General features: G+C 39.9%; 14 protein-coding genes. 5 read left to right on the top strand and 9 right to left on the bottom strand.

The window, feature by feature from the left end:
- Positions 1–3: 3 nt before the first annotated feature.
- Entirely contained in the window at positions 4–228 is a 225-nt protein-coding gene (locus DESME_RS07380) for a MoaD/ThiS family protein (protein ID WP_006719011.1), read from the top strand.
- 81 nt (positions 229–309) lie between these two features.
- On the opposite strand, the gene DESME_RS07375 is transcribed toward DESME_RS07380, so the two are convergent.
- Positions 310–618 (bottom strand): thioredoxin family protein, encoded by a 309-nt coding sequence (locus DESME_RS07375; RefSeq protein ID WP_006719014.1) that lies wholly within the window; start codon positions 616–618, stop codon positions 310–312.
- A 2131-nt stretch (positions 619–2749) separates the two neighbouring features.
- Between DESME_RS07375 and DESME_RS07365 the strand changes: the two genes are divergently transcribed.
- The gene (locus tag DESME_RS07365; protein ID WP_006719016.1) at positions 2750–3142 is read left to right on the top strand and encodes a TfoX/Sxy family protein; all 393 of its coding nucleotides are present in this window, start codon (positions 2750–2752) and stop codon (positions 3140–3142) included.
- A 219-nt stretch (positions 3143–3361) separates the two neighbouring features.
- On the opposite strand, the gene DESME_RS07360 is transcribed toward DESME_RS07365, so the two are convergent.
- On the bottom strand, positions 3362–4345 hold the full coding sequence (locus DESME_RS07360) for a tyrosine-type recombinase/integrase (protein WP_006719020.1): 984 nt from the start codon (positions 4343–4345) through the stop codon (positions 3362–3364).
- Positions 4346–5151: 806 nt separating this feature from the next.
- Here DESME_RS07360 and istA point away from each other — a divergent pair.
- Together istA and istB are read left to right on the top strand one after the other, a co-directional pair.
- Positions 5152–6693: an IS21 family transposase gene (gene istA, locus DESME_RS07355; RefSeq protein WP_025248718.1), complete on the top strand. Its 1542-nt coding sequence runs from the start codon at positions 5152–5154 to the stop codon at positions 6691–6693.
- Positions 6693–7436 (top strand): IS21-like element helper ATPase IstB, encoded by a 744-nt coding sequence (istB, locus tag DESME_RS07350; protein ID WP_006716269.1) that lies wholly within the window; start codon positions 6693–6695, stop codon positions 7434–7436. The genes istA and istB overlap by 1 nt, the downstream gene beginning before the upstream one ends.
- A gap of 385 nt (positions 7437–7821) precedes the next feature.
- On the opposite strand, the gene DESME_RS07345 is transcribed toward istB, so the two are convergent.
- The 3 genes from DESME_RS07345 to DESME_RS07335 all read right to left on the bottom strand — a co-directional run bounded on the left by DESME_RS07345 (position 7822) and on the right by DESME_RS07335 (position 9956).
- Positions 7822–8052, bottom strand: a complete 231-nt coding sequence (locus DESME_RS07345) for a hypothetical protein (protein ID WP_006715347.1) — start codon at positions 8050–8052, stop codon at positions 7822–7824.
- 58 nt (positions 8053–8110) lie between these two features.
- A complete protein-coding gene (locus DESME_RS07340; protein WP_006715348.1) occupies positions 8111–9061 on the bottom strand; it encodes a D-alanyl-D-alanine carboxypeptidase family protein in 951 nt (316 codons plus the stop codon).
- Between the two features lie 82 nt (positions 9062–9143).
- A complete protein-coding gene (locus DESME_RS07335; protein WP_025248717.1) occupies positions 9144–9956 on the bottom strand; it encodes a M23 family metallopeptidase in 813 nt (270 codons plus the stop codon).
- A 122-nt stretch (positions 9957–10078) separates the two neighbouring features.
- Between DESME_RS07335 and lexA the strand changes: the two genes are divergently transcribed.
- Positions 10079–10693 (top strand): transcriptional repressor LexA, encoded by a 615-nt coding sequence (gene lexA, locus DESME_RS07330; RefSeq protein WP_006715350.1) that lies wholly within the window; start codon positions 10079–10081, stop codon positions 10691–10693.
- A 79-nt stretch (positions 10694–10772) separates the two neighbouring features.
- Here the strand turns inward: lexA and DESME_RS07325 are convergent, their stop codons facing one another.
- From DESME_RS07325 to hflX, 4 genes are all read right to left on the bottom strand, one after another.
- Positions 10773–11867, bottom strand: coding sequence for a D-alanine--D-alanine ligase (locus DESME_RS07325; protein ID WP_006715351.1), 1095 nt, complete (start codon positions 11865–11867; stop codon positions 10773–10775).
- Positions 11868–11942: 75 nt separating this feature from the next.
- Positions 11943–12461, bottom strand: coding sequence for a signal peptidase I (gene lepB / locus DESME_RS07320; protein WP_174377988.1), 519 nt, complete (start codon positions 12459–12461; stop codon positions 11943–11945).
- A gap of 44 nt (positions 12462–12505) precedes the next feature.
- On the bottom strand, positions 12506–13777 hold the full coding sequence (locus DESME_RS07315) for a methionine gamma-lyase family protein (protein ID WP_006715353.1): 1272 nt from the start codon (positions 13775–13777) through the stop codon (positions 12506–12508).
- A gap of 35 nt (positions 13778–13812) precedes the next feature.
- Positions 13813–15417, bottom strand: a complete 1605-nt coding sequence (hflX, locus tag DESME_RS07310; RefSeq protein ID WP_006715354.1) for a GTPase HflX — start codon at positions 15415–15417, stop codon at positions 13813–13815.
- Between the last annotated feature and the right edge of the window lie 80 nt (positions 15418–15497).

Genomic DNA, 15497 nt, shown 5'->3' with positions numbered 1-15497 from the left:
CAAATGGATGTGAATGTAAAACTTTTCGGGGATCTGCGTGAAGGTCGATTTGAGCAACAAATAACTCATCTTGAGGAAAATAGCCGAGTGATTGATGTCATTAAGAAACATAATCTGCCGCTGGATAAAGTAGCTATATGTCTCGTTAACAGTAATAATGTAGAATTCGAGCAGGTCCTCCAAAATGGTGATACTGTTGCTTTTTCGCCTCCAGTAGGTGGTATGTAAATCAAATGGCAAAGAAAAAACCATACTTAATCTCAGTATGGTTTTTCTTTATGTATAGGAAGGCTTGATAACCTCACATTTTTATTGGTTTAGAAAATCGTGTATTTCACGTTCCTGATGATAGCCAACTAGCGTGTCTTGGGGTTTACCATCCTTAAACAGAATGATAGTCGGTAGCTTCTCAACTTGAAACTCATCCTTAATTTCCGGAACCTTATCCACATCAACGTAATAAACCTCTACTATAGACTTTAGTGTATCGGCAACTTGCTCGACAGTTGAACTCAAACGACTACATTCAGAACATCCGTTAGTACCAAATTCAAGGGCAAAAGGGGTTGGACTATTTAAAACGACAGGCAGTTTACCAGATTCTATCTCTTTAAGCATGGAAACATACATCCTTTCTTAGGCGAAGATAATTCCTACCGAAGAATAGTGTTTCCCATGCAGCATTTCTTTATTTATCCTACATTATCAATCAGGGAGACCATCATGGTGCAAAACAAGTCGGTGCAAAAAAGAAACGAGTAGTGTTTATAATAATGAAGGAATTTTTTAAGCATGTTTATGACAAGACGTTCTTTCCTTTATAATACCTTTCGATAAAACGATAACTTCGATATTCTTTACTAGACTCACGCGTCAAGGTTCTTCGATAAAACATCATTAAGTCTTCCTACGTATCAATATCTCGTCTCGTTTCTAGGAAGTGGTTGGATAACTTTAAATCCTTAAGCTTGTCGCAAGTTTTTTCAAGAACAGATCCCGTGCTCCAGGCAATTCCTTCAAACAAAAATCTATGGGCATGTTTAATGCTCAGTAAATAGTATCCACCATACTTTAACCCTTAAGTTGGATACCCACGCGAGGTAGCGAAAAAACAGCGTATCCTCATCAAAGCGGATACGGCAACAGCCCCAGCAGTTTTTAGTTTCAGCCGTCCGGTAGACCTCAGCAAACGTCTGGTCGTCCAGTACAGAGTCCGCATGGCAGCACTTTAGCTTCTACCACAGTCAAACCATTGATTTTAGCAAGAAAAACGATAAATATGACGGAGGCAGTAGAGGTTTGGGAGTGCGAAAAGGGATATGAGAAAGTTGAGGTTTACGAGTCAATTTTCTCAATGAACAACGTGGGGAAACCCTTGCGTTTTGTAAAATTCGCAATGAAACATAAGAACAAGTAGCGAACGCAGATTATGATTGTAACCACATGTAAGGACATGGCGCTTAAGACATTGTTTAAAATAATCAGGGCGCGTTGGGATATTGAGAACTCAATTTTTAATAACTTGAAATGTGAATGTGGCTTAGAGCATTGCTTTGTGCATGGAGGAAAGGCAGTAGAAGCTGTGCTCTATTTGATATTCATCGCATCGAATATTATACAATTGTTTTTACTTAGACGATTGAGAAACCATTTTACAACTCAACGAGAAATGGTAAGGCTTTTATTAAAAGGGTTATATTTGCTGAAGTTTAAAGCTGAATTTGTTTTTAGCAGCTCCTAGGGGTTAGGCAATTTAATACGAATATACAAATTTGGGGTAGGGGAAGGTGTATCCATTTTTTAATGAAAATTTGATAAATAAGAGGATAACTCCCACAATAATTGAAGTTTAAACTTAGAGACTGCAAAATTCATACAGACGCTAAATTGCTGATAAGCAACCGTTGCTTGAATTCAAAAACGGTCGGCTTGTCTGTGACGTTTTGGCAGTCGGTTTTAGCAGAGAGATGATTCCATTAGTAACGATAGCGGAAGCAAGCGAAACAAGTGCTATAGGCTTCCAACAGAGTTAGCAGACTGGGCTATGACTTTAGTCGGATTTGCCAATATGGGAGAGAACTTGTTTCCCTCAAAAGTTATGTTTTCTCATACCAAAGACGGATATTACGCCCATATTTTGTAACGGATAAGATTTAGTGTTAAAGAGGTTGTCCTATGGCATACACCGAAGCCAACTATGAAAACGCAGTGATTGTGTTTAAGAAAACACAAATGAAGATGAGCTCTTAAAGTAATAAAAAAATACTATTAAAATTTGAGACTTATCTGTCAGATAATACATCGTATAATGTTTCTGACTGAATAATCCTGTGGCGTGAAGATGAAGGCTAATCGTTAAAGCTATACTTCTTAGCTTGGAAACAAAAAGGTATTTTTGAAGTCAAAACCATGGACAAGATGATCGATGAAATTAAGCAAAAAAACAAAGAATATTTGAAGGTTAGCATTGTTTATGAGAATTTAGCGTTGGCTTAAGCTGCTAATTATTCTTATTCGTTATAGTGAAATCCAAGAAAATGAACTTCCGCTAATCCATATTATGATAATTAGCATTTGTGGCTTAATTAAATTTAGGCTCTGTCATAACATATGGTTGATTTTTGAGGATTTTTCTCAGTTTTAAACTAAAACAATGCTATAAATAATGGTACACTAAAAAGTACGATTATCATTGTCTTTATTTATTGTGCAATTTTTATCATAAAATTCGTGTTGAGGTTATGGTTTAATGTCTGTTAGCGAAGGTTTCAAGCTTTTTGTACTAGATCAGTTACGAGATTTGGAGTTGTTAAGTACACGCCGCATGTTTGGTGCGGTTGCAATCTACTATGATTCCCTTATTTTTGCACTGATAAATGACGACAACTTGTATTTCAAGGTCGGGCCAGAGAATGTTGAAGACTATATAAAGGCGGGTATGTCACCCTTTAAACCTTTCGAAGACAAACCGATGGTCATGCCATACTATGAGGTTCCGGCAGATGTTTTGGAAAGCCGTAAAAAACTGATTCAATGGGTAAAAAAATCTTATCTCGCCTCGGAAGCTTCTCTGACCAAAAAGCTCGAAGTTAAAAAGCGCAGAGAAAGAAAGCGTATGGCAGAGAATAATTCTCAAAAATAAAGATAAAGCTCAACCGTTCTAATTCATCAGATTGAATAAACTCGAAGTATACAAATATCAACTAATAGTTGTGACAGAGCCTAAATTTAAGGAGTCACCCTCTATGGCGACTTCGCGTCCAACTTCATTTTTAACCATGAATTACAGAAACCGTGTAAAAATGCATGTACAAGACACTTCAGGAATTCAGGGAACGTTATATAATAGGCTCGAACTTGACTATCTAAACTTAATATAATCAGCAGCTCGTTTTAACTGTTCATCAAGGACCTTGGCGTATATACGAGTTGTCCTTGGGTCAGCATGACCAAGAGCATCCTGTACAATAGCGAGATTATCTGTTTCACGAAGGAGAAGGGTAGCAAAGGTCGAACGTAATTTATGGGCACTAAAGCCTTCGGTATTATGCCCTTGTTTTTTTAGAATGGTCATGTACTTTTTAATGAGATCCTGAATAGCCCGTTTACTCATACGATTTCCCTGAATTGAAAGAAAAAGAGCATCAGACTCCTTTACTAGATAACGTTGACGTTCGTTTTTAATGTAATCTTGTATAGCAGTAGCGACTTCAGAGTTAAAGTAAATGTTGGTTTCTTTATTGCCTTTGCGTGTAACGAAAAAACAACCCTTATTAAAATCAATATTTTGTAAATTTAAACTATATAATTCAGTCAGGCGTAGCCCTGTTCCAATAAAGGTTATAAAAATCGCAAAATCTCTTTTTTCCGTATAAGTATGATATTTTAATTGGCCTTTACTTAAACCAGAACCAGTTTCAAGAATGTCAACTAAATCAGCAATTTGTTCAGGTTCAAGGGCTTTAGGTGCTTTTTGACCTAAATGAATTGGTATTAGTTTCAGGGTGATATCCTTAGAAACTAAGTCCTCTCTTAATAAGTAATGATAGAAAGAACGTATTACAGCCTGTTTCCGGGCTAATGCACGAACACCATTGTTTCTATTCGTTAGTGCCCAACATAAATAGGCCTCAATATCATTATGTTGGATTTGATTAATATGATCGAGGGTCAACGAAGTGGGGGAGGAGGGAAAATCCGATATGTATTGGCATAAGAAATTAAAGAAAAGATGGAGTTCCTGGGCATAAGCTTTTTGAGTATTGGGAGATTTATTGATAACTCCTAAATGGTTAATGTAGGAACGTGTGTAAGAGGGTAGAGGAAGCCTCGAAATGTCAGTCATAAAATTCTCCTTTAAGCCAAAAATTCCGAACATTTAATGCAATGCTATTATATAAGATAAAATTCTTTTACTCAAGTATGTATTAAAAGGATATTTAGCGCAGAGTTGCTTCAAGTGGGACTTAGCTAAAACGAGTAAAACTTTGCCCGTAAAATATAATCTATACAATTTGTTATTTAAATACGTAAACAATAACCAATCATTAAATACAACATATTCATTAAGTTCAGTAGCTAACAAATTATTGTATAGTTGAATAATGTTATAGATTTTATGCCTTATAAAGGCTTCTGGTGTTTAATTTAAAACAAAATAATTATAGAACTCTTAGCAATAAATATCGAAAATAACTTTAGCTATATGCGTTCATGATTTCAGTGTTGGATGAATCATACCAGCCGTATAATTCTAAAGCCTCAGAGAGGCTCCTAGAGGCTCAATCTTGAAAGGCTTATATCAAACACTAATCCAATTTAACAATTAGATGGATTATACCGACTAATATTTTATAATCCTTACAAAGGCTTTTAAAGGGTAAGTATTATAGCGTTTTGTCAGAAGAATAATCTTATAGATTTAAAATAATTTGATATTCAGATTGTAAAGTTTTAGTTATAACGAGAATATTAGTACCTAGAGCTGAATATTACGGAGCAAAATGAGCCATGCTTCCGGACTGTGAGAGCCACAGCTCCGGATTTTTAGAGCCACCCTTCCGGATTGTGAGCCACTTGATGAAACTTCTTATTAGAATGTAGTTATACACCCGAGAGAGGAGTGTAAATACATTCATAGGAGGTCATCAAATGACCAATTATCGAGAGATTCTTCGGCTAATTAGCCAAGGAATCAGTCAACGCAGCATCGCAGTGAGCTGCGAATGCTCACGCAACACTGTTGCCAAGGTGGTGAAACGATCCAACGAGCTTAATATTACTTGGCCGTTAAACCCAGATCGGACGAATGGTGAATTGCACAAGCTTTTCTATCCTGAATCCACATTACCTCCTACCCGAAAGCGCCCGGATAATGAGTACATTCATAAAGAAATGGCGAAAAGCGGAGTAACGCTCAGTCTGCTTTGGAATGAATACTGCGAATCCTGCAGACTCAGCAATGAGATTCCCCTCATGTATACTCAGTTTTGCTACCATTATCAGCAGTATGTGGCGAAGACCAAAGCGACCATGCATATCGGACGAAAGCCTGGCGAACAAATGGAGGTCGACTGGGCAGGCCAAACGGCAAGCCTCGTGGATACGGATACAGGAGAGAGCATTGCTGCCTACATATTTGTAGCTGTTCTACCGTACAGTCAATATGCTTATGTGGAAGCTTTTCTGAATCAAGGCCAAGAATCCTGGATTACAGCTCATGTCAATGCCTACAAGTATTTTGGAGGCGTTACACGGATTCTTGTACCGGATAATCTGAAGACCGGTGTGGAACGCTCCTCATGGTATACGCCTATAATCAACAAGTCTTATCACGAAATGGCCGAGCACTATGGGACCGCTGTTATTCCTGCTCGGGTAAGAAAGCCCAAGGATAAACCCAGTGTTGAAGGGACGGTTGGCACCATTTCCACCTGGATCGTTGCGGCTCTCCGTCGTCAACAATTCTTTTCTCTTCCAGAACTTAACCTGGCGATACGAGAGAAACTGGAGGCCTTCAACAGTAAACCGTTTCAGAAGAAAACGGGAAGCCGTCAGAGCGTATTTCGAGAAGAAGAGAAAGCCCTGTTACTACCTCTTCCCGCAGTACCCTATGAATTAGCAGTTTGGAAGGTTGCCACCGTCCAATTTAACTATCATGTTACTGTAGAGAAAATGCATTACAGCGTCCCTTATGAATACATCAAACACAAAGTCGATGTCCGAATCACCCGTTATGTAGTTGAAGTGTTTTTTAATAATCACCGGATATGTTCCCATCCTCGCTTGCATGGTCGTCCCGGACAATACAGCACAGTTACGGAACATATGCTGGAAGACCATCAAAAGTATACAGCATGGAATGGCGAACGCTTCGTATCTTGGGCAGAAAACGTTGGTAAACATACCGCCGTGGTAGTGAAGGCAATCTTGTCTTCTCACCGTATAGAACAACAAGGCTACAAAAGCTGTATGGGTTTACTCAAACTAGCAGATAAATACTCGGTTAGTCGCTTAGAAGCAGCCTGTGAAAAAGCACTCTCCTACACACCCAACCCCAGCTACAAAAGCATTCAGACCATCATCAAAACGGGACAAGACAAAATCGTCAAGGAAGAGCCGGTTAACCCTGAGAAATCCTCTAACAGCTTTGGTTTTACCCGAGGCGCAGACTACTACAGGAGGAATTCATAATGGTTAACGAAACAACAATCGGCAAGCTTAATGAAATGCGACTCACTGCTATGGCAGAATCATTTCGCCAACAACTTCAAGATCCATCCTATACCGCATTAAATTTTGAAGAACGATTCGGGCTCATGGTGGACACGGAATGGGCAAGGCGTAAGAACAATAAACTCACTCGCCTCATCCGCAAAGCCGATCTTTACTTTAATCAAGCGTGCATTGAGGATATTGAATATCATGCGGATAGGAAATTGGACAAAGCACAAATCGCTCGGTTATCAACATGTACTTACATCCAAGAAAAACACAACATCATTATCCTTGGTGCTTCCGGCGCAGGAAAAACCTATCTCAGCTGTGCCTTCGGTATTGCCGCCTGCCGCAACTTCTATACAGTGAAGTATATTCGGCTTCCCGATTTACTGAATGAACTGGCAGTAGCACGAGGAGAAGGTATCTACAAAAAAGTAATGAAGCAATACAAGCAAGTCAGTCTGCTCATTCTAGATGAATGGTTACTCGTTCCACTGGGTAATAGTGAAGCACGTGATCTTTTAGAAATCGTGGAAGCGAGACACAAAAAGGGATCAACCATTTTCAGTTCTCAATTTTCACCCGCCGGATGGCATGGCAAAATTGGTGAGGATACTTTAGCTGATGCCATCTTGGACAGAATTGTTCATGATTCCTATACAATCTTGATCGATGGCCAAGATTCCATGCGTAAACGCAAAGGAATACAGGAATAACAAAACCTTACTCTAGTTTAGAGAGCTGTGGAGAGTGAGGACAAGCCCTTTTGGGTCTTTCTCAAAAGAACTTGCCCACACTCTCCACAAACTCAAGGAAATTCGGGTGGCTCTCTGTCCGGAGCAGTGGATCATTTTTTCCAGAGAGATGGCTCAGTGACATCTGGAATAGTGGCTCTCTAAAACCGTAATATTCAAGAGCTTAAGAACACGCTAGTTTAACCTAGAATGAATGCCTAGAAATCCACCAATCAGGCTAAAAATATGTATACCCCTCTGCCGTATAATGTGTTCTACTTTACATAATATTCATTATAGGACTCAAAATAAAAAATATAAACAGATCTTACCTTCTCTCTATGATATGGCAAGATCTGTTTTTAACTTATCTTTTCTTAATGTGCAAAGACTGTGAAGTCTTCTTTAGAGTCGGCTTCACATCCTCAGTATTTAAAAGAATGTCTTCAATTTCAATGGCTCGAAAATCTGCTTCGGAATCAATACACTTACAACAATTATCACAAATCTTCTCAGGGTCTAATTCGCAAAGATCACATTCTCCGCATTCAATACATAAACGATCTTCTAAAACGCATGGCTCACCATATTTTTGCATTTTATCTACACTCCATCTTAGTTTTATACAATTAATATAATTAATGTTTTAATGTTTACTATTGAAAAAAACCTGGTGTTTGAATCATTGATTCAGGGCTACTTCCTATATTCCGTAATGCTGCTTGCGTTCGTAAAGTTGAAATCCCTCGATCTAAGAGATTTTGGGTATCTTTATAGCGATTTTCACTTCCTAATAAAACAAGGATTAAATCTCCGTCCATCCTTGTGATATATGTGACAAGGCACTGACCCGCCTCAGTGGTCGTTCCTGTTTTTAATCCTTGCACTCCAGGATATAAGCCAAGAAATTCATTTGTATTATTGACAATAATACTCTTTTTAAGTCCGTTAGAGCCTGTCCACTCTACCTTTCCCTCTTCCTTCTCCACATATTGCATCAACGTTTTATTGTGTATAAAATCGATCGCAATTTTAGAGAGGTCTTGGGCCGTAGAATATTGATCAAGTGCGGGTAATCCATTTGGAGTCTGAAAACGTGAACTATTGCAGCCCAATTGGAGTGCATATTGATTCATTGCCTCAACAAAGGCAGGAAGTGACCCTTTCGCTGCAACAGCTAAGGCAACTGCAGCATCGTTCGAACTTGGCAAATATAGTGCAGTTAACAAATCTTTAACAAGGAGGGTATCGCCTGGTTTCAAGCCCAAAGTAGAATTTTCAATCACTACCTCGTTTCCTAGCGTTACAACATCTTCTTCATGAAGGGTTTGCATAGCTACTAGACCGGTCAGCAGTTTTACCGTGCTGGCCGGGGCACGCTGTAGCGTCTCATTTTGTGCGAGGAGTATATCCTGATTTTGGGCATTGATAAGATAATAACTTGGGGTATTAAGACTTTTGTCCTCATTCGATTGTTTCACAGTAGATTGGTATACAGTAGGTTGAGTTGCAGAGATCGATCGAGAAGGATAAGTCAAAGAAAGTGTATTTATAATAAAAGCTATAACCCATATTAAACTCATGAGAATAATCTTTTTACGTTTCATAATGTTCCTTTCGATCCTTCCTTATCAACCCTTATATAATAATTAATTATTAGCTATTCGGCAAGTATTGAATTCAATAGGATTAGGTTGGATAATGTTCCCAAACAGCTAAGAACGGGTATGGGTTAATCCAAGTTCCATCCGGAATTTGAATTCCGAAGTGTAAGTGATCTGGAGTAGTTAATGCATCTCCAGTGTGCCCCATCGTTCCGATAGGATCGCCCTTTAGAATAGATTGACCGATCTTCAATGAGGGTTCAATTTGTTTAAGATGAGCGTAGTAGTAATAATTACCGTCTTCTCCTCGGATTCCCACTCGTTCTCCTCCCAGGCGATTCCAGCCCAATTTTTCGATTTTGCCAGAACTCACGCTAAATAGAGGGGTTCCTTCCTTGGCAAAGAGATCTGTTCCCTCATGTTTACGTATTCCACCCTCTCGATCTGCACCCCAACTATCTTCATACCAAGGTTTTCCCTGAACCGGAAAGGCATAACGCTGCGGTTCAAATAAAGGATATTTAATCAAAAGTGTTCTTCTCGCCTTCACATCATGGATCAACTGTTGAGAAAGAGCCGCAGATTTCCAATTGATTTTACCGAAGGCAATTCCATGCTTCAATTGCTGAACAATCGGAGAAGCATCTTGTTTCGAAAGTGTTGATTGTACAGCTAAAAGATCTGCCCATCCTGTTTTAGAAAGATTTTTGCCTTCATTTTGACTATCGAGTATAATTTCTGAAGCAATACTTGTTAAATATGGAAATGCATGAGGTGAAATAGCTGGGGTCTCATTAAGTAATTTCCAGGATATCCATCCCATACTTAAGATTAAGAGAATTTGTAGGGCAAGAACAAAAGTGCGAGAAACGGAGTTTATAATTTTTCTCAAGATCATCCCACCTTAAGCACATTATACTTAAATGATATGGGAAGAATTTAATTTTATTACGAACATTTGTTTGCACTTTGCTATCTCAAATGGTAAAATGTTCATAAGAAATTGTGGGAGGTAATACTGTGTATCCTGATTTATCTCAACGTCAAAACGCGATACTCAAATTTATTAAGCAAGAAATTAGAGTGAAAGGATATCCCCCCTCGGTTCGTGAAATAGGAGATGCAGTTGGTTTAATGTCCAGTTCTACCGTGCATGGGCATCTACAAACTTTAGAAGATAAAGGTTATATCCGTCGCGATCCCATCAAGCCAAGAGCTATAGAAGTTTTGGAAAGTGCGAATGATGTCGTTGAAAAGAAAGTGGTCCACGTTCCAATCGTTGGACGAGTTACGGCGGGCCAACCTATTTTAGCACAAGAAAATATTGAGGATACCTTTCCCCTACCGTTGGACTTCGTCAATGATGATAAAGTGTTCTTATTAAAAGTCCGTGGGGAAAGCATGATTAATGCTGGAATCCTCAATGGGGATCTTATCTTGGTCAGACAACAAAGTACAGCTAGTAATGGAGAAATCGTCGTTGCAATGATTGGGGATGAAGCAACGGTCAAACGTTTTTACCGTGAGAAAACATTGATTCGTTTACAACCTGAAAACTCGTTAATGGAACCTATTTATTCACAAGATGTAACGATCTTAGGCAAAGTCATTGGGGTCTTTCGTTTTCTTCATTAAACCACGAAATTATTAATAAATTAAAAGGAAGTGAGTTTCTTCATAAACTCACTTCCTTTTTTATACTTTCATTACAGTGCTAACGTGAAATTCTACGGTTGCGAAGATCCTTAAAACGTTCTAAACCCAAAGAAATTAAACGGTCGATAAGTTCCAAATAAGGGATCCCTGAAGCCTCCCATAGTTTGGGATACATCGAAATCTGAGTAAAACCTGGCATTGTATTGATTTCATTGACGTAAATCTTCTGATCTGAAGTGAGGAAGAAGTCGACTCTACTTAGGCCAGATGCTTCCACAGCCTGGAATGCTTTAACTGCCATTTTTTGAAGTTTATTCATAGTTTCAGTCTCAAGCGGGGCTGGAATAAGCAAACGTGAACTAGTGTCATGATACTTAGCTTCATAATCATAAAAGTCGTTTGCTGGCAGGATTTCTCCAGGAACAGAAGCTTGAGGAGATTCATTGCCTAAGACGCTAACCTCAATTTCACGTCCATTGATATTTTCTTCAATAACAAGCTTTCGATCATATAAGGCAGCCAATTCAATCGATTTTCTTAAGTCTTCTCGATTATATGCTTTTGAAATTCCGACACTCGATCCGAGATTCGCCGGTTTAATAAAACAGGGATAACCGATTTCTAATTCGATACGGTTAAGAATTTGATCAGAATCATCATTATACTGAGTACGCAACAACGTAAAAGTACGAGCCATTGGCAAACCTGCCTCAGCAAATACAGCTTTCATCCGATCTTTATCCATTCCTAAAGAGGCACCAAGCACTCCTGAGCCAACATACGGTACATTAGACATTTCAAATAGCCCTTGAATTGTACCATCCTCGCCAAAAGGTCCATGAAGAACCGGAAAGATTATATCGAATTTTCCTTGGTTGGGAAGCTCTTTTCCGTCAAGAGCAACGAAACGTGGATCTGAAGGGTCATGAACTAATGTAACCTGGGGATTATCGTTAGAAACAACATCAGAAGTTTTCCAATCCTTTGGTTCTACTCCCCAGAACCATTTTCCCCCCTTCGATATACCAATAGTTTGCACCTCATAACGGGTACGATCCAGCGCATTTAAGACCGATTGGGCAGACTCCAGAGAAACCTCGTGTTCTCCAGACTGTCCTCCGAATAGTACCATTATCGACTTCATTTTGCTCATCTTATGTACCCCCCTCTTCCGAAGTATTAAATTCTAATTTCAATATATGCAGAACTATACACTACGTGTCCTCAACTAACGAGCTAAAGGTCCAAAGTGGTTAAGCGGCCAGTAACGAAATAAAGTCCTACCTGTAACGTTTTGTGCAGGTAAAAAGCCCCATTCTCTTGAATCAGCACTATTATTACGGTTATCTCCCATGACAAACAAGGAATTTTCTGGAACAACGATCGGACCGAAATCTTCCTTAGGGTGTTCATTAAGATACGGTTCAATAAGTTTTTGTCCATTAACATAAGTATCATGATTTTTAATCTCAACTTTATCCCCAGGCATGGCGATCAACCGTTTGATAAAATCATCTGAAGAATGGGCGCTTGCGGGAGGATGAAAAACAATAATATCCCCAGGCTGAAGTTCGCCAAAATTCTTGAAGAAAAATTTGTCAACAATGACGCGATCTTGAAGCTGGATTGTGGGTAGCATAGAGCCTGTAGGAATAATGCGGGCTTCAATGACAAAGGTCCGGATGAGCCAGGATAAAGCAAAGGCAACAAGGACAATCTCTACAAGCTCAAAAATATAACGTGCCATACTTTTTTCAGGTTTTTCAAGGTCTTGTTCATGACTCACATAAATCACCTCCCGTTTAGTAAATCTTTCTCGTAAAGATTTAAGGCTGCTAAAATATTACCAAACTTAACATACTGATACGACATCCCACCCTGTTGGTAGACAATAAAAGGTTCTCTGAGCGGACCATCGGCTGAAAATTCACTCGTTGCACCTTGAATAAAGGTTCCTCCCGCCATGATCACTTCATCTTCATACCCTGGCATGCCTGCAGGGATCGGTAAAACATAACTGTCGAGAGGAGATCCTTTCTGAAGTCCTTGACAGAAACCAATCATTCGATCCCGTGATCCCAACTTAACTGCTTGAATTAAATCCGTTCGAGGTTCTTCCGGTAATGGACTGACCTCAAATCCCAGAGCTTTCCAGAAGGCAGAGGAAAATACTGCCCCACGTACAGCTTCACTTACAGTCAATGGGCTTAAAAACAGTCCTTGGAAAAAGAGACGTTGCCATTCAAGCGTAGCGCCGACTTCTCCACCAATTCCCGGAGCCGTGAGTCGTTGTGCAGCAAGGTCCACCCACTTCTTTTTCCCTGCAATGTATCCTCCGGTCGGGGCGAGAGTTCCTCCTAGGTTTTTAATCAGTGAACCAGCCATCAAATCGACATCGATATCTCCTGGTTCAAGTTTCTCGACCAACTCCCCATAACAATTATCGACGAAAATAAGAAGCTGAGGATAGTTTTCCCGAACGAAATGCACTAATTCAGAAATTTTTTCGATTCCTATCGAATTCCGCCAAGCATATCCCCTGGAACGCTGGACAATCAGCATTTTCGTTTTCGGCTTCAGAGCATCTTTAAGTAAATTATACTGAATTTCCCCTTCTGAGCTGAGCGGGATTGCATCAAAACTAACGCCAAATTCCTTTAAGCTCCCCTGCCCTGTTTCGCGAATTCCAATAACTTCTTCAAGTGTATCATAAGGATCTCCACTCATGGAAATAAAATGATCTCCAGGACGAAGGACCCCAAATAACGCGGTAGCAATCGCATGCGTACCTGAAACGAACTGTCCTCGAACCAAAGCTGCCTCAGTTCCTAAAATACGCGCCACTACCCTATCTAAAACCTCACGTCCCGTATCTCCCAGACCATAACCGGTTGTACCAGAGAGATGATAACCTGTTACCTTTTCAGTTTGAAAGGCATTGAGTACTTTGGCGTGATTATGTTCCGTGATTACATTGAGGTCAGGTAATCGTGTTTGAACGACTGCTTCTGCCTGTTCTATTGCCCTAGAAATCAAGCTAGGCAGTTCTTCCCATAATTCCAATGTTGAGCCTCCTAGTCATCTATTTTTCATGTCAGTTAATTCTCAGGCAAAAGTTCCTCAATCATTTTCCAGACAGGAACAAGTGAATCTCCTTGTTTCAGAGAAAGTGATACAGGGTGTGGTAGTTGCTGCGCTAAACGATTAAGATCAGAAATCTGTTCAACTTGATCCGTTTTATTTAAGACGGTAATCGTGGGTTTATCAGCGCAATCTAATTCTTTCAATATTTCATGAACTGTATCAGCCTGTTCTAAAGCTCGAGCATGACTTGCATCTAAAACGTGAACCAACAAATCCGCATTTTGAACTTCCTCTAGAGTCGCCAAGAACGCGTTTAGTAACTTAGGCGGGAGTTTCTGAATGAAACCAACAGTATCACTCATCAGAATTTGACGGTATGTGCCAATTTGAAGCGAACGTACTGTCGGATCCAAGGTTGCAAAAAGCTTGTTCTCTCCAGAAAGTGACTCACCTTTAGCCCGAGTTTGTTCCATTGCTTTTTGTAAAAATGTTGTTTTTCCAGCGTTTGTATATCCTACTAGCGCAACAAGTTGAAGCCCGCTACGAATGCGTTGTTGCCGCTGTGTCAATCTGTGTTTACGAATCTCCTTTAAGTCCTGTTCGAGAATATAAATTCGTTGACGGACTCGCCGTTTATCCATCTCTAATTTGGATTCACCAGGACCTCTCGTTCCTATCCCTCCACCTAAACGAGAGAGTGATCGACCTTGACCTGTCAAGCGAGGTAAGAGATATTGGAGTTGTGCTAATTCAACTTGCAGTTTTCCTTCCCGAGACTTAGCACGCTGTGCAAATATATCTAGGATAAGTCCCGTGCGATCCAAGACTTTAATTCCGGTATATTCTTCAAGATTTCGAAGTTGGGCAGGAGTTAACTCATCATCACAAATGAGAACATTTGCATGTGTATTTTGGAGTTGTTGATTTAATGTCTCGAGTTTTCCTTTGCCGAGATAACTAACAGAACTACCGTAACGCTTGGGTTGCAACAATTGTCCCACAACTTTAACTCCTGCAGTGCGAGCGAGTTCCGCTAATTCAGTTAATATTTCTTGAGCTAGTTCTTCATTTTCAACTGAAACAAGATACGCCCGTTCTTCCTCAGGAAGAGCACGGGTTATCGGGGTTTGACGAGTACGATTCTCTGAGAGAAATTCATCATAGTCAAGCCTTTCAAGCTCTTGAGGCGAGAAGTTCGAAGTGAGAATTGTCCCATCCTCGGTTAAACAAGCGAGCTCAGCGCCCGTGATTTTTCCATTGAGGATTCCAATACTTGTCATACTTTCAAGGGAGAGAGATTCAAGAGCGCTAAGGTCAACAGAACTTAATTGAAAATTCCCCCCTGGATGAGTATGAATACATCGTGTATGGGTGGCTTCCCTTACTCGTACCGAAGGAAGTTTAACTGATGCATGATGTCCTACAGCTATGCCATTAACTCGCCCCGTGCGATTAATATACAAGGCAATTTCCTTATTCCACTTATCCGTTAAAATACTTAGTCCATCAAGCAAATCGACATGGATAAGCTCCGGACGTTCAGTTCGGAGCGAAGACAGCGTTTTCAATTCTTCGAGTTGTGTTAACCGTATTCCGGATAGATCTCCGAAGATATCCATACCTTACCTCCATCTTAGCGGCAATTAGCCATCAATTAAGATAAAGAAAACCAGACTTTCGCCGAGCCTTAGGGAGAGTG

Source organism: Desulfitobacterium metallireducens DSM 15288, from assembly GCF_000231405.2.
In the GTDB taxonomy this organism is placed as follows: Bacteria; Bacillota; Desulfitobacteriia; order Desulfitobacteriales; family Desulfitobacteriaceae; genus Desulfitobacterium_A; species Desulfitobacterium_A metallireducens.
The sequence above is the reverse complement of the archived record's forward strand: the minus strand, read 5'-3'. Positions and strand labels throughout refer to the sequence as shown.

Bases quoted from the DNA above. Each gene is read 5' to 3' on its own strand.
- istA (WP_025248718.1), top strand. From the start codon at position 5,152: ATGACCAATTATCGAGAGATTCTTCGGCTAATTAGCCAAGGAATCAGT.
- DESME_RS07380 (WP_006719011.1), top strand. From the start codon at position 4: ATGGATGTGAATGTAAAACTTTTCGGGGATCTGCGTGAAGGTCGATTT.
- DESME_RS07325 (WP_006715351.1), bottom strand. From the start codon at position 11,867: ATGAGCAAAATGAAGTCGATAATGGTACTATTCGGAGGACAGTCTGGA.
- hflX (WP_006715354.1), bottom strand. From the start codon at position 15,417: ATGGATATCTTCGGAGATCTATCCGGAATACGGTTAACACAACTCGAA.
- DESME_RS07345 (WP_006715347.1), bottom strand. From the start codon at position 8,052: ATGCAAAAATATGGTGAGCCATGCGTTTTAGAAGATCGTTTATGTATT.
- DESME_RS07375 (WP_006719014.1), bottom strand. From the start codon at position 618: ATGCTTAAAGAGATAGAATCTGGTAAACTGCCTGTCGTTTTAAATAGT.
- DESME_RS07340 (WP_006715348.1), bottom strand. From the start codon at position 9,061: ATGAAACGTAAAAAGATTATTCTCATGAGTTTAATATGGGTTATAGCT.
- lepB (WP_174377988.1), bottom strand. From the start codon at position 12,461: ATGGCACGTTATATTTTTGAGCTTGTAGAGATTGTCCTTGTTGCCTTT.
- DESME_RS07335 (WP_025248717.1), bottom strand. From the start codon at position 9,956: ATGATCTTGAGAAAAATTATAAACTCCGTTTCTCGCACTTTTGTTCTT.
- DESME_RS07365 (WP_006719016.1), top strand. From the start codon at position 2,750: ATGTCTGTTAGCGAAGGTTTCAAGCTTTTTGTACTAGATCAGTTACGA.
- DESME_RS07360 (WP_006719020.1), bottom strand. From the start codon at position 4,345: ATGACTGACATTTCGAGGCTTCCTCTACCCTCTTACACACGTTCCTAC.
- istB (WP_006716269.1), top strand. From the start codon at position 6,693: ATGGTTAACGAAACAACAATCGGCAAGCTTAATGAAATGCGACTCACT.